Source organism: Burkholderia sp. LFS061, assembly GCF_047978125.1.
GTDB classification, from domain to species: domain Bacteria; phylum Pseudomonadota; class Gammaproteobacteria; order Burkholderiales; family Burkholderiaceae; genus Burkholderia; species Burkholderia pyrrocinia_C.
This window is the reverse complement of sequence record NZ_JBFPFS010000003.1, coordinates 153198-165274: the sequence shown is the minus strand read 5'-3', so window position 1 is coordinate 165274 and position 12077 is coordinate 153198. Positions and strand designations below refer to the sequence as shown.

At 62.6% G+C, this 12077-nt stretch carries 24 protein-coding genes; 9 read left to right on the top strand and 15 right to left on the bottom strand.

Going from position 1 to position 12077, the window contains the following annotated elements; all coding sequences use genetic code 11:
- Positions 1-16 precede the first annotated feature (16 nt).
- From ACNQQL_RS03845 to ACNQQL_RS03790, 12 genes are all read right to left on the bottom strand, one after another.
- Positions 17-553: a hypothetical protein gene (locus ACNQQL_RS03845; protein ID WP_347063267.1), complete on the bottom strand. Its 537-nt coding sequence runs from the start codon at positions 551-553 to the stop codon at positions 17-19.
- A gap of 1 nt (position 554) precedes the next feature.
- Positions 555-749 carry a hypothetical protein gene (locus tag ACNQQL_RS03840; RefSeq protein ID WP_347063266.1) on the bottom strand — a complete coding sequence of 65 codons (195 nt, stop codon included), beginning with the start codon at positions 747-749 and terminating at the stop codon, positions 555-557.
- Positions 746-1627, bottom strand: a complete 882-nt coding sequence (locus ACNQQL_RS03835; RefSeq protein WP_347063265.1) for an AAA family ATPase — start codon at positions 1625-1627, stop codon at positions 746-748. Before ACNQQL_RS03835 ends, ACNQQL_RS03840 begins: the two co-directional genes overlap by 4 nt.
- Before the next feature lie 15 nt (positions 1628-1642).
- Positions 1643-2452, bottom strand: a complete 810-nt coding sequence (locus ACNQQL_RS03830) for a RecB family exonuclease (protein ID WP_347063264.1) — start codon at positions 2450-2452, stop codon at positions 1643-1645.
- On the bottom strand, positions 2449-2748 hold the full coding sequence (locus tag ACNQQL_RS03825) for a KTSC domain-containing protein (protein WP_347063263.1): 300 nt from the start codon (positions 2746-2748) through the stop codon (positions 2449-2451). The genes ACNQQL_RS03830 and ACNQQL_RS03825 overlap by 4 nt, the downstream gene beginning before the upstream one ends.
- A gap of 132 nt (positions 2749-2880) precedes the next feature.
- Positions 2881-3024, bottom strand: coding sequence for a hypothetical protein (locus tag ACNQQL_RS03820; RefSeq protein ID WP_347063262.1), 144 nt, complete (start codon positions 3022-3024; stop codon positions 2881-2883).
- A complete protein-coding gene (locus ACNQQL_RS03815; protein WP_347063261.1) occupies positions 3021-3188 on the bottom strand; it encodes a hypothetical protein in 168 nt (55 codons plus the stop codon). The genes ACNQQL_RS03820 and ACNQQL_RS03815 overlap by 4 nt, the downstream gene beginning before the upstream one ends.
- A gap of 181 nt (positions 3189-3369) precedes the next feature.
- On the bottom strand, positions 3370-3615 hold the full coding sequence (locus ACNQQL_RS03810; protein WP_347063260.1) for a hypothetical protein: 246 nt from the start codon (positions 3613-3615) through the stop codon (positions 3370-3372).
- On the bottom strand, positions 3612-3962 hold the full coding sequence (locus ACNQQL_RS03805; RefSeq protein ID WP_347063259.1) for a hypothetical protein: 351 nt from the start codon (positions 3960-3962) through the stop codon (positions 3612-3614). Before ACNQQL_RS03805 ends, ACNQQL_RS03810 begins: the two co-directional genes overlap by 4 nt.
- A 47-nt stretch (positions 3963-4009) precedes the next feature.
- Positions 4010-4192: a hypothetical protein gene (locus ACNQQL_RS03800; protein WP_347063258.1), complete on the bottom strand. Its 183-nt coding sequence runs from the start codon at positions 4190-4192 to the stop codon at positions 4010-4012.
- Positions 4193-4297: 105 nt separating this feature from the next.
- Positions 4298-4714: a hypothetical protein gene (locus ACNQQL_RS03795; protein WP_347063257.1), complete on the bottom strand. Its 417-nt coding sequence runs from the start codon at positions 4712-4714 to the stop codon at positions 4298-4300.
- An 832-nt stretch (positions 4715-5546) separates the two neighbouring features.
- Entirely contained in the window at positions 5547-5894 is a 348-nt protein-coding gene (locus ACNQQL_RS03790) for a helix-turn-helix transcriptional regulator (protein ID WP_347063256.1), read from the bottom strand.
- A gap of 84 nt (positions 5895-5978) precedes the next feature.
- Here ACNQQL_RS03790 and ACNQQL_RS03785 point away from each other — a divergent pair, with 84 nt between their 5' ends.
- Positions 5979-6224, top strand: coding sequence for a transcriptional regulator (locus ACNQQL_RS03785; protein ID WP_347063255.1), 246 nt, complete (start codon positions 5979-5981; stop codon positions 6222-6224).
- Between the two features lie 12 nt (positions 6225-6236).
- Here ACNQQL_RS03785 and ACNQQL_RS03780 read toward each other — a convergent pair whose 3' ends face one another.
- Entirely contained in the window at positions 6237-6545 is a 309-nt protein-coding gene (locus ACNQQL_RS03780; RefSeq protein ID WP_347063254.1) for a hypothetical protein, read from the bottom strand.
- A 166-nt stretch (positions 6546-6711) separates the two neighbouring features.
- Between ACNQQL_RS03780 and ACNQQL_RS03775 the strand changes: the two genes are divergently transcribed.
- From ACNQQL_RS03775 to ACNQQL_RS03765, 3 genes are read left to right on the top strand one after another with little or no spacing between them, the layout of a single operon-like run.
- The gene (locus ACNQQL_RS03775) at positions 6712-7086 is read left to right on the top strand and encodes a hypothetical protein (protein WP_347063253.1); all 375 of its coding nucleotides are present in this window, start codon (positions 6712-6714) and stop codon (positions 7084-7086) included.
- Positions 7083-7304 carry a hypothetical protein gene (locus tag ACNQQL_RS03770; RefSeq protein WP_347063252.1) on the top strand — a complete coding sequence of 74 codons (222 nt, stop codon included), beginning with the start codon at positions 7083-7085 and terminating at the stop codon, positions 7302-7304. Before ACNQQL_RS03775 ends, ACNQQL_RS03770 begins: the two co-directional genes overlap by 4 nt.
- On the top strand, positions 7298-7522 hold the full coding sequence (locus tag ACNQQL_RS03765; protein ID WP_347063251.1) for a hypothetical protein: 225 nt from the start codon (positions 7298-7300) through the stop codon (positions 7520-7522). The genes ACNQQL_RS03770 and ACNQQL_RS03765 overlap by 7 nt, the downstream gene beginning before the upstream one ends.
- Positions 7523-7581: 59 nt before the next feature.
- Here the strand turns inward: ACNQQL_RS03765 and ACNQQL_RS03760 are convergent, their stop codons facing one another.
- Positions 7582-8103 carry a hypothetical protein gene (locus ACNQQL_RS03760; RefSeq protein WP_347063250.1) on the bottom strand — a complete coding sequence of 174 codons (522 nt, stop codon included), beginning with the start codon at positions 8101-8103 and terminating at the stop codon, positions 7582-7584.
- Between the two features lie 92 nt (positions 8104-8195).
- Between ACNQQL_RS03760 and ACNQQL_RS03755 the strand changes: the two genes are divergently transcribed.
- On the top strand, positions 8196-9056 hold the full coding sequence (locus ACNQQL_RS03755; protein WP_347063249.1) for a hypothetical protein: 861 nt from the start codon (positions 8196-8198) through the stop codon (positions 9054-9056).
- Between the two features lie 71 nt (positions 9057-9127).
- Here the strand turns inward: ACNQQL_RS03755 and ACNQQL_RS03750 are convergent, their stop codons facing one another.
- A complete protein-coding gene (locus ACNQQL_RS03750; protein WP_347063248.1) occupies positions 9128-9754 on the bottom strand; it encodes a DUF4145 domain-containing protein in 627 nt (208 codons plus the stop codon).
- Between ACNQQL_RS03750 and ACNQQL_RS03745 the strand changes: the two genes are divergently transcribed.
- From ACNQQL_RS03745 to ACNQQL_RS03730, 4 genes are all read left to right on the top strand, one after another.
- Positions 9753-9944 carry a hypothetical protein gene (locus ACNQQL_RS03745; RefSeq protein WP_347063247.1) on the top strand — a complete coding sequence of 64 codons (192 nt, stop codon included), beginning with the start codon at positions 9753-9755 and terminating at the stop codon, positions 9942-9944. The two genes, ACNQQL_RS03750 and ACNQQL_RS03745, sit on opposite strands and share 2 nt — an antisense overlap.
- A 37-nt stretch (positions 9945-9981) precedes the next feature.
- Positions 9982-10971 carry a YdaU family protein gene (locus tag ACNQQL_RS03740; RefSeq protein ID WP_347063246.1) on the top strand — a complete coding sequence of 330 codons (990 nt, stop codon included), beginning with the start codon at positions 9982-9984 and terminating at the stop codon, positions 10969-10971.
- A gap of 58 nt (positions 10972-11029) precedes the next feature.
- Positions 11030-11443: a hypothetical protein gene (locus tag ACNQQL_RS03735; RefSeq protein ID WP_347063245.1), complete on the top strand. Its 414-nt coding sequence runs from the start codon at positions 11030-11032 to the stop codon at positions 11441-11443.
- Positions 11444-11606: 163 nt separating this feature from the next.
- On the top strand, positions 11607-12077 hold the full coding sequence (locus ACNQQL_RS03730; RefSeq protein WP_347063344.1) for a RusA family crossover junction endodeoxyribonuclease: 471 nt from the start codon (positions 11607-11609) through the stop codon (positions 12075-12077).

The window sequence follows — 12077 nt, the reverse complement described above, 5'->3', positions numbered from 1 at the left end:
GTCATCTTCGGGGGCATCAGCTTCCACCCATACGGCACCGCTTCCGCCACATCAGTGCGAGGCGCGCGGGAGAGGGCGATCGAAAACGGCCGCACCGATGATGCCGATGCACCGCCGTCGCGAAGCGCCTGCTGCTTCTGCGCGTCGGAGATAAGACGGCCATCCTCGGTTTCCCACGCGCGCGCCCCATTGCCCATGCCTTCGAGCGGCGCGCGCGGTGCGCGAAGATCGTCCAGCATTCGTGCACGCCGTGGTCCTTCGGCAAGATCACGCGGTGGAACGAGTCGCCGGTCAGTGCGTTGAACCAGCGCACGATCTTCGTACCGGCACGCGTTTGCTCGTAGTACCAGCCTGCGACGATCAGCGAGACCGCCCACGGCCACGGGTGATCGTGCAGGCCGCGATCAGGATCGCTATCGACGAAGCGGTGCAGGTACACGCGCACACCGAAGAGCGTGATCAGGTAGTAGCGCTCGAGATAGGGGCGGCCGGCGTCGCTGATGATTCGGCACGGCAGGCGGCCGCTGAAGTAGAAGAGGATGGTGCGGAACATGTCATACCTCCGCGGCTCTCGGCAGCGTCGCATCGAGGTGCCGGATGCGTGCCACGACATCCTCGGGAATGCGCATCGCTTGCGACCCGTGCATAGCGGCGAACGCGGGCCGCAGCAGGTTGCGATCGTTCTCGCGCAGCTCGGCTTTCTCCAGTCGCGCGAGTGCGCGCCAGAGCGGATCTTGCGTTTCGGTCATTGGGGATATTCCTTGTGAATGACGGCCACAACGCGATCGCACATCGCGACGTCGAACCATCCGATGTGACATTCCTCGCCGGTCGCGTTGCGCCACGACTGCTTCGCGCCGCGCGCGCGATCAGATGCTTCCTTCTGCGCCGCTTCGAAGCCCGCTCGTAACATCGGCGTGATGGCTGCGAGCCGCGCGGCGGCCGGTGCCGGCACAGCGTCGGCGCGGAACCCGAGCTTGCCCAACAGCCGGGCCCGCATTTCGTCGACGCCGATCTTCACGCCCATCAGGTCGTACAGGAACGCGCGACGCTCGGCCGCGCCGAGGTGCGCGAACCGCTGCGCGTCGAGCACCAGCGGAAGGCGCGGATCCTCCGCGAGCTCGCGCTTGAGCTTGCCGGACGGCAGCATCACGCTGTTCGCCTGCTCGCCGCACGCGACCACGATCTGGCCGCCGTCGGCCCCCTCGGTGACGAGCGAGCCGTATTCCTTCTTCAGCGCGACGCGCACCGTGTCGCCCGTGAGCGCCATGCGCACGGCTTCCTGCAGGCTGCTCTTGCCGGCGCCGTTCGGGCCGGTAAAGAGGGCGACGGGCTTAGCGAGCCGGATATCCGCAGTGCGGATGCGCACGGCACGCGCTACCTCGATCGCGACAAGACAGTTACCGATGGCGGACGGGTTCTCGATCCAGTGCTCTTCGTTTCCTGCCTTCTTCAGGTTGTGCGAACGGAACTGCGCGGGCACGGCGTCGCTGCTGGCATATGCCTTCGCAATCCGGTTCGCGAGCGCGAAACCGCGCTCGGTGAACATGTCGACGGCCTGGTCGGGTGTCAGGGAAGGGACGCCGCCAGCGGCCTTGACGTCTTTTAGTTGAACGGGGGTGCTCATCTTGATGTGCTCTCGCTATTCGTGGAATTGACAGGTGCCGTAGCGCGGGCAGTATTTCTTGTCGCACAACAGCGATTTCGGATTGGGGTAGAAGCGACCGGAGCGGAACATGTCGGCCGCGAACTGGATCAGCCCGGGCGTTTCCTCGGTGCCGAGCATCACGCGCTTCGCGTTCCTGACCGGGGCGGTCGCGACCTCCGGCGTGCCCTTCGTTTTGAGCCCGATGATCTCGGCTGTATCGGCGATCAATTCGCCGGTGGTGTGCTCGTAGAGCATCTCGTAAGTGCCGATCTGCGGCCCGTGGCCCTTTGTGACAGCGACACCCTGGGCGACAGCCTTCGATCCGCTCTTCAAGTCGGCGATGCCGGGGCCGAGCGCCGTGCGACGGACACGTGCGCGGTCCATCGTGCCGGTTAGGCGGATCACGATTCCGCCGCCACAGTCGATGTCGAGTGGCTTCGTCTCCATCTCGACGGCGACGAAGTCGTAGCGCGGTGCAACGTCGAGGCAGTACTTCGTCGTGAGCGAAATGCCGATCCGCTCGGCTTCCTTGAGGGTGAGATCGTCGCTGGCCGGGTTGTACTCGTTCGATGCGTCGTAGAGCTTGTCGACGAAAGCGCCGGCCGCGTCGTCGACGGTCAGGCCGGACCCATCAAGAACGCTCTGATCGTACGCGGCTGTGCCGGCGTGGATGGCGGTACCCAGTGCGGCACGCAGACCGACCACGTTGCGCAGCTTCAGAAGGTGAATTCCTTCCCACCGATACCCACATTCGAACAACGCGCCCCAGCTGGACGCACGAACGGAATAGACTGACGGGTTCATGCTTCGCTCGCGGCGGCGGCCGGCGAGCTCGCCTCGGCCACCGGCATCTTCTCGACGCACACGTACGGGAAACGCTCGGGGAACGGCTTGATGTGCTTGTAGAAGTGCGAGCCGAGCGAGTCGGCACCCTTGAGCACATCGAAGTTCGCTTGCGTGAAGCCGGTGTAGTGGTACAGCGACGTCGGCGCGCCGGTGCGGCGATCCTTGAACCGGACTGCGAGCGTTTCGGATTCGGCGTCGTAGCCGATGCTGTGGATCTGCGACGATTCGACGGGCAGGGTGTCGATGGTTTTCATCTCGGTTGCTCCTGATAGATGGATCGGGGCGTGCGTCGGCAGCGCGCAAACTTGCGGCGCGGTGGCACTGGATTCGACGGGGTGGGCGGAGACAGCGTCCCGCGGAATGCGAGGCGGTGTGGCTCGGAGGCGTTACAGAATGCCGAAGTGCTTGGCGATGCCGTCTACGGCGACAGCGAGAAGAGCGACCGCGACGAGGATCGCGACGGCGAGGACGCGTGCGGCGCGCGGATGCCGGCGCTCGAAGAGGTCGGCGTGATCGGTGAAGCGGCTCATGCGGGCCTCACGAAGATGGACGTGACCGAAGACCCGTCGCCGTTGAGGCCGGCGAGAATCAAAGTGCACGCGACCGCAATTGCAAGCGCGGCGAGGTAGCCAACTATGGGATTCCACTCGTATAGGCGATCGAGCAGATTGCCCAGGTAGTCGAAGGGTGTCATCCGAGACTCCGCAGATACGGGCCGGAGACGAGCGCGCCGTACCACAGGAAACCAATCGCGACGCCATACGCGGCCATCCATGCCACCGCCTCGACATACTTCCGGCGGGAATAAACTCGCGATACAAGCGATCGTTTGTAATCGCGAAATACAGGCGAAAGACTGTTTTGTGGGGCGCGCATCAGTTGACCCTCCGCAAGTTTCGTTCGGCGAAGGTTGCGACGTTGTGCTTCGTCCGGTCGAGGATCTGCTGTGCGATAGCTTCGCTGCCGACCATGGCGATGCCGAGGGCCGCCTTGCTGATCAGCATCTCCATGACGTTTGCGAGCGCCGTCGGATTGCCATAGGCGCCGCAGTCGCGCACGTAGTCGGCGATCAGCTTCTCGGCGAGGTCGCCGCACTGGGCTGGGGATTTGACGTTGCTCATCGATCGACTCCGGCGATGGTGATGTGGCGAACGGGATCGGACACAGGCATGGGCGCGCGGAAACCTGCCTTCGCCAGCGCGTCGTCGACAACGGCGCGGATGCCGGACGTGAGCACGGTCTTCGAGGCGACCAGGTGCAGTGCGTCGATCAGGTGCGCCATCGGTTGAAGGTGTGCATCGAGCGACCGATCGGCCGCGAGCGAGCGCGCGAAAGCATCGGCCGACGCACTGTCGCCGGCATCCGATGGCAGCTCGCCATAGGCGAAGCTCGAATCAGCCCGTTCCTGCGCCAGTTCCTTCGCGCGCTGGAGCCTTGCTTGACCGAGGGTGTGTTTGATCTCGTTCATGTGGTCTCTCGGTGTGGTGTGATTGCCCGCTGGACGCGAGCGACCGGTCAGGCAGGCTGCAATGCGTTGATCCGCGAAAGCAGATCCTCGACGTCGCTCCAGGCCAAATACCCGATCACGTCGTTCGTGATCTCGGTGCCGTATTCGAGGTGCCACGAATCCCCGTTGAACTTGATGACGGCGACCTCCCATTGGCCGGCGTCGCCGCCGTAGCTGAATTCGTGCTGCACAACGCTCGCGCCGAAGCCGTTTTCGAAGCGATAGATCCGCCATTCAGCGGACGTTCCGTGTTGGGCGTAAAGCTCATGTCTTTCTCCTGTAGTGGGAGCAGTTGGTCAGGCGTCGAGCGCGCGACGTCCGATGTGGTCGGTGCAGTGGGAGAACCCGGCGTTGCCCGGGCCGAAGCCGCGGCCGCATTCCGAGCAACCGACGTTGTCGAAGCGCGGTGCGGTGGCGGTGAGATCGGCTTCCGCGATGCGACGCTTGGTCTCTGCGGCGAGCACGTCTTTGCAGATGTTCCAGACCTCGTACACGTCCTCAATTCGGCCTCGGCGCAGCGCGGCGTCGAGCACCGCGATCTGCTCGGTCGAGAACGGCAGCACGTCAAACGTCACGCCATCAGCGATCTGTTCGTTGCGCTCGTCGCGCGCCAGCGCGGCATCATCGGCCGTGGCTTGCAGCTGGTCAGACTGTCGGTCGACCAGCGCCGGTAGCTGGCGGACGTTGCCGTGATTGGTTCGAGGAATGGGCATCGCATCCTCCATATGAAAGTAGGATTGCTAACTGATTTAAGGTCTTGAACATCGACGCTGCGTGTTGCGTGCAGTGCTCACCGGCGACGCCTCGAGAGTACGAAACGCCGCCGGTCAGAACTGCATCACTCGCGCGCCCGGCTACACCCGGCCGTGCCGGCTCCAGGCCGCGCGAGGTTTGTGCCGATTACGACGCCATCGGTCACGTATTGCTGGCTGTCTTGTGTCAGGTTCGCTCGGGTCTTGCATACCACTGCGGTCTTCCGCAGCGTCCGTCCTGATTCACGACGCTGATCGCGCCGGCCGGTTGCTCCGCGTGTGCGGTCCCGGCATACCTTCGATTGTTAGAGAGCGATCCGCCTGAGGCGGTGGCGCGGCGTCGGTGTCGCGTTGAGGTGAATTATAACTAAGGTTATCGACGTGTCAACAACCAAAGTTATCGAGCGCACCTGAAATTTGTAACAGCCCGGTGACCAGCAGTTTGTTAAGCGCCTGCTGACAGCAGTTGAAAGTCTGCTTGAACTGCGGCTAAACTACTGTACATGCATACAGTATCGTGACAAACGAAGACGAGGGCGGCCAGTGGAAGAAGAATCGAAGACGCGCCTGCGTTGCAGGCCAGGGGACTTGGCTAGGGTGGTGACGAGCAGGAACCCTGCGCTGATCGGCACGATTGTGACGATTCAGCGTATGCGATCTGACTGTCGATGGGACGTGCTTCTTGAAGCGCCAGCATTCGGAATCACCGAACAAGCTAGGCGACCCGTCGTGACGCGTGAATTTTCGTTTTGGGATGCGTCGCTCGAGCCGCTGCCGGAGAGCGCCAGCCGCTTCAGTCGCCGCGCGGCCTGTCTTCGTCCGGAGCAGAACGAGGGGTTGGAAGTGTTTGGGCTAGCAGGCCACTGATATACGCCTCAACCTTGGCGCGGCCGAGGTCGTCGAGTTGATCGTACCCAGCTGGGATCTGGGGACCTACCTCGTCGCCGAATTCGAGCCACTCCAACGTCGTTAGCAGAGCTCGCGCGAGTGCGAACCCGTTTGTGGTCGTGGTGCTACCGCCTCTTTCAACCTTGGCGATCGCCGGCTGCGACACGCCGACAAGTTCGGCGACGTGCTTCTGGGATAGGCCCAGTGCCTCACGACGCTCCTTTGCCCGGCGCCCGAATTCAGGATTTTCCATAGCGGGCATCCTATAACCTTGGTTGTAAGCCGGCAAATAACCAAAGTTCTTGCGGATGAATAACTTTGGTTATAGTATTGCCGCATGAAACCGACCAATTGCTCCGTGCCGGCTCTGCATGCAGCGATCCAAAAAGCTGGGTCGCAGTCCGCACTTGCCCGCCTGATCGGCAAAAAGCAGCCGCACATCCACAAGTGGCTGCATTCCCCCAATGCAATGAGACCCGAGAACTGCGTCCTCGTCGGGAACGCCGTCGGCATCCCGTACAGGGACTTTCGCCCCACCGATTGGCATCTGATCTGGCCTGAACTTGCGAAGGAGGGGGCGTGAGGAAGCTCTCGATCAAGATGCCGCGTCGCCGGCTCCCGTTCGAGCTTGGATGCGGCGCTCGAGCTCTGACAGCAGTGCGTTCGCCTGCGCCAGCACGGCGGGGTGATGGGCAGCGAACTTTGGGGCGTCGTCGCCTAGCGAAAGCAAGCCTTCTAGAGCTTTCCGAAATTCTGTATCGACGAATTTCAGATCCTCTGGACCCATCGTGTGAACGAGTGCTTTGCAGAACGCAGTGATCACGCCGCACTGCAAGGACAGGCTCATGCAGTGGGCACCGAGTGTCGCGATGTGTTGCTCGAGTGATTGGTTTTTGTCGGTCATGCGAACCCCGTTGTGAGTGGGTCGAGGAAGTAGAGAGCTTCAATTCTCGCATAGCGGTGGTTCGCATCTTTCGCAGTTGGCCAGGTGTCGTCCTGGCCTTTATTTCGCCCCGGCGCCAACTGGGTAAGCAAGTGGGTAATCAACTGGGTAACGATTGATTTTTCGTATGAACCAGACCGAATTCAGGATGTTCGCGCCGTGGGTACAGGCCGCGACGCTGCCCGATGCGGAGATCGAGGCAATGACGTTTGAGGCGTGCCTCGAACGCGCGCTCGAGCTCGGGCTGCGGCGCTTCGATCGCAAGACACTGGCGCGCAACTGCGACATCCACTATCCGCACTTCGGCGACCTGATCGCCGGCCGCCGGCCGTTCCCGGCGACGAAGCTGCACCTGTTCTGCATGTTCGCCGGGTGCGACTACCCGCGGCAGTGGCTCGCCATCCAGGAGCGCAAGGCGATCGAGGAATATCGCCGTCTCAGCAACGAGGCGATCGGTGAGTACGTCCAGCAGGCGTTCGGCCAGCGGCAGGCGGTGGCATGACGGTGACGATCAGTCGCCGTGACATCGGCAAGGACTTCGTCCGCAAGCTCGGACGTCCCATGACCTACCTCGGCCTCGTCGAGGAGAAGCACCTTTTCATCTTCCGCGATCCGCCGCAGGACTACCTCGCGTTCCGTCCGGACCAGCTCTGGATGCTCGAGCGCGTGCGGCCCGAGGCGGCGCCGGTTGAAAACACGAAGGAGGGCGGCTCGTGCTGACCCCACCGTTCGAGCGCGCGGCGTTCCGCGCTGGCTGGCGTGATGCACGCGCAGGCATTCCTTTCCACGAAAACCCGTTCACCTGCGGAGCGCTCGCGCGCTTCGCGCGCCAGTGGGGTTGCGGCTGGGCCGCGGCGAACGACTACCAGCTCAGCTTCTACGACTGGGAGGGGTTCGGCGGCATGACGCCGGCGGAATACGTGCAGGAGCTGGCATGAAGCGCACGGATATCGGAATTGCCGACGTGCTTGCGATGCCTGGAATGCACACTGCGGGCTCACCAGTTGTAGCCGTTCCTACCGCCGGTATTGAGCTGTGGATGAGGGACGTGTTTTCCAGTTCGATATTCCGTAGAGCAGACGGGGCATTTCAGTTTGATCGTTCCGTATTTTCCGGTCTGCTGCAGGATCGCCGTGACGGAGTTGTTGTCCATGCAGGGTTGGCACACATAGTGCGGCGGATGATTGGACGTGTCGCGGTCGACGCTGGCCAAAGCGAATACTCCTTCCGCCAGCTCTTCCAAAACGTACTGCTCTCGAACGGCACGTTTGCGCTCAAGCTCGGCAATCTTCTCGTTGGCCGACCGAAGCTGGTCCTTCAAGCCGTCGATTTCCGAGCGAGCGTTCGTCAGTTTTTCCTGCAATGTCACGGCCGCGCTTTGAACGTCCACGATGCGGTCCGTGAGCTCGATTCGCGCCTCTGCAAGTTTTGCGTCATCACGTGCAGCGATGGCTGTTTTCGTGAGTTCGTAGGCGTTTCTGACGCCGGCAATAGCGGAGCTGATTGTCGCGATATCCATCTGGTCCCTCGTCATGTGGTCGGCCGCGCGGATCAGCGGCTCAACAATCTTAGCGCACTGGTGGCGGAAGCTAACACGCGCTGGGAGGTCGCATGATCTGGACGCACGACGCCCTGCAGGAAGACCTGGCCGCGTACGTGCGCGAGCGCACGCAGCGCATCGTCTGGACGAACATGCAGCTCGGTCCGGCGGGTTCGCCGCGCCCCGACGTTTACGCCGTGCCGTTCAGCTTTTCGCGCTTCACACCGCTTGCGTACGAGGTCAAGGTGTCGGTTGCCGACTTCCGCCGCGACGTTGTGGCTGGGAAGTGGCAGAGCTACCTGCGTTATGCGTCCGGCGTGACGTTCGCGGTGCCGGCCGGCCTAATCGGCAAGGCCGATATCCCCGAAGGCTGCGGGCTGCTCGCGCGCGGTGATGACGGTTGGCGCACGCTGAAGGCGCCGACACTGCGGCCGATCGATAGCCTGCCGCGCGACGTATGGATCAAGCTGCTGATCGACGGCATGGAGCGTGAGCGCGAGCGGGTTTCCGCGCAGCGGCGCGCGGAGTATGCCGTGACGCTCGAGGTTGAGCGGCGCGTCGGTGCCGACGTCGCGCAGTTGATCCGCGACCGAGATCTCGCGCGGCTGCGGTACGCGCGCGCGACGAGCCAGTTGGAACAAGCTGCCGCCGATGGAGAGCGCGAGTATCGCGAGCACATGCAGCATGCGCGCGAGCGTGCCGAGCGCGACGCTGCCCGGCTGGACGAAGCGCGCGGCGAGTTGGCCGAAGCTCTCGGCCTCGCGCCAGCTGCGTCGGTGCACGAGATCATCATGGCCGCGCGCGAGGCCGCGCAGCGACTGTCGGAATCGCGAGAGATCACGCGACTGTCGCGCACGATCGAGAGCGTGTCCCGAGCGCTTGAGCTCGCGCGCGTCGAGTTGCCAGCGATTGCGCGAGGCACCGCGACATGACTTTTCTCGATCGCTTCCATATTGGGGACTCACGAGTCGGTAATTCGATGGGGCAGGGCTCCGCTGCCCAGCTATTCACCGGGTTGTTCAATTCGCAGCCGGATTTTCTCAGGAAGCGTGTACAGGTAGACGAGCACCATCCGTGTGAACTCCATAAGCTCGATGGAACTTTCCTTCGTGAATTCCTCTGCTTCGTGGAGGGCGTCGTTGCCATCAAGGCGAACTCGATGTGCCCACTCCTGCAGATCTTTGGTTATTCGACCTTCGTTAAAAAGCTTGTCGATGCGCTTTTCCAGCTTCCACGCTTCGATGTCCGGGCTATGTGCCTTCAGAGCGATTTCGAGACAGCGGCGGAACATCGCTGCGGCAGCGGTCGCTTTGCCGATCGCAAGACACGCGACCCCTTCTTGAAACGCACGATTTGCGGCTGGCGGAATGTGGTCCGGAGACTCAACTTTCTCGGGTCTGGGCAAGACCTTGAGTATCGAGACGTTTCCCATTGTCGCCAGATTTCCCGCGAGTTGACCCAAATTGGGAACTATCGCATGAGACAGCACATAGATTCCCTCCCCGCAGGAGGGGCAGATACCAAGCGCATTCCACTGATGTTGCTTCGATGGGTGCTGGTTGGAGTACGCAATATTGAAAGCGGAATTGCTTGCGCCGCAATGCGGGCAGTCGTGAACGAGGGTAGGCATGGATTACGTCTCTGAAGTCGTTCGTTATGACGCGCAAATTGACTCGATCTTGCATTCGGTGCGTTGCCGGAAGGCCGAAGCATTGTTTGAAGCTTACAACATTGCGGTCGATCGCGATTCGTTCGTGGCCGCTCTGATAGGAAAGGTCGTACTGGCCGACATACAGATGTCGCGGAGCGGGCTGGCATGAACCTCCCGAATCCTCTCACCGTAGCTCCGGGATCCTGATGAATTACTATCCCCACCATATCGGCGACTTCCGGTCCGGCACGGTCAACATGACCCGTGTCGAGCGCTGGATCTATCGCGACCTCATCGACGTCTACTACGACACCGAAAAGCCGCTGGCGCTCGACCTCGACGCGGTGTGCTATGCCGTGGGCGTGAGCGCAGACGACGAGCGCCACGCCGTCGCGAACCTGCTCCGGTTCAAGTTCACGAAGACGGACGACGGCTACGTCCACGATCGCTGCGAAATTGAGATCGCGGCGTACCGCGCGCGCGCCGAAACTGCCCAGGAAAACGGGAAGAAGGGTGGCAGACCAAAGAAGCCGAAAGGAACCGGATCGGGAAGCAAACAGAACCCGACAGGAACCCAAGAAAAACCCACTGGGTTTCCATCCGGTTCCGATTCGGATGCCAGCGGGCCCCCAGACGTAACCGGTTCTAAAACTAACCAAGAACCAAGAACCAATAACCAAGATGTAAACACAGCAAGCGGCGGCGGCACAGCACAGGCAGTAGCGGACGATGCGCCGAACGCCGCCGCCTTTGTCGAGATTTTGCGATCGAGCGGCGCTGGCTTCGCCGTCGATGACACGCGGCTGCTCAGCTGGCCCGCGCGCGGCGTGACGGCTGACGACCTGCGCGCGGCCATCGCCACGGGCCGCAAGCGCCGTGAGCGCGAACGGTCCGACCAGCCGCTCAACCTCGGATTCCTCGACCTGATCATCGGGGACACGCTCGCCGCGCGGGCCGCGCGCACATCGCCGGGGACACCCATACCGGGCGGTCCATGGAATGAGTCGTGGTCGGGAATCGTTGCGAAGGGCGCCGAGCTCGATGTCGTTCAAGAGCCTGGCGAGCCTGATTTCGATTTCCGCATGCGCGTCTACAACGCCGCGGGTGATGGCCCATGGTGGGATGCGCTCGACCGACGTTTTCGCAACACTGGGCCGGTTTCCGCCGGCTCGTTTCTGGAGGGCTCGCAATGCTGACGGGGAACACTCGCTATCGGCTCGGCTGGTCCGGGAAGGTGATTCTGGAGGTGTCGGAATGGCGACGCCAACCTACCCGCAGCCACCCGGATACCTGGCCATGGATCGAGGATTGGCGCGATGCCACGTTTCGCGACGTGCTCGACCTGGCGGTGCGAAACTGGGCACTCGTCCCGCGACCGTCGAAAGACGACTGGCGGGGTGCGCGATGAACTGCAAATTGGGCGATCTGGCGATCATCATTCGCGCGCCGAAGGCTCCCGAAAACGTTGGGCGCATCGTCAAAGTCGCCGAGGCATTCGGCGAGCACAAGGGCTACTTTTGCTGGACTGTCACGTCGGACTCGCCGATGACCGTGTTCGTGAATCGCGTGCCGACGTTGAAAACCGAAGGCGCGATTCCCGATGCATGGCTCCGTCCTGTATCGGGTCTTCCCGTGACCGACGACGTGGAAGACGAGGTGACGGCATGACGAGGCCCCGCATTTTTCGCGCGATCTTTCGCTCACACATCGGTTTCGAGTGGGTTTGTCGCTCGAACGGTGCAACCGGATTGGGCAGCACACCGCAAGAGGCGTACGCGCGTTGGAAGTCGGCGTACTACGAACCGGCGGAGCACTACGGGAGGGAGCCGAGATGACGCAGCTATCCCTCATCACGGCATCGCCAGTCGTGCAGCGCGTCGAGTTCATCGTTCCCGGTACGCCAGTCGCGAAGGGCCGCCCGAAATTCGCGCGCCGCGGCGCGCACGTCACGACCTACACGCCCGAGAAGACCGAGCGGTACGAGAACCTCGTGAAGCTGGCGGCCCGCGCGGCGATGCGCAGCGCCGCGCCGTACGGCGGCCCGATTCGGCTGATCGTCCACATCGGCCTGCCGATCCCGACGAGCTGGTCGGCGAAGAGACAGAACGAGGCGGCCGCCGGCGCCATCGGAGCGACGAAAAAGCCGGACGCGGACAACGTTGTCAAGGCGTTGAAGGACGGGATGAACGGGGTGGTGTACGTCGACGACGGCCAGGTCGTGGACCTCTGGGTATCGAAGCGCTACGCGCGCACGCCGGGCGTGCGCATCGAGGCGATCGAATTGAATCTGAAGTCAGCATAA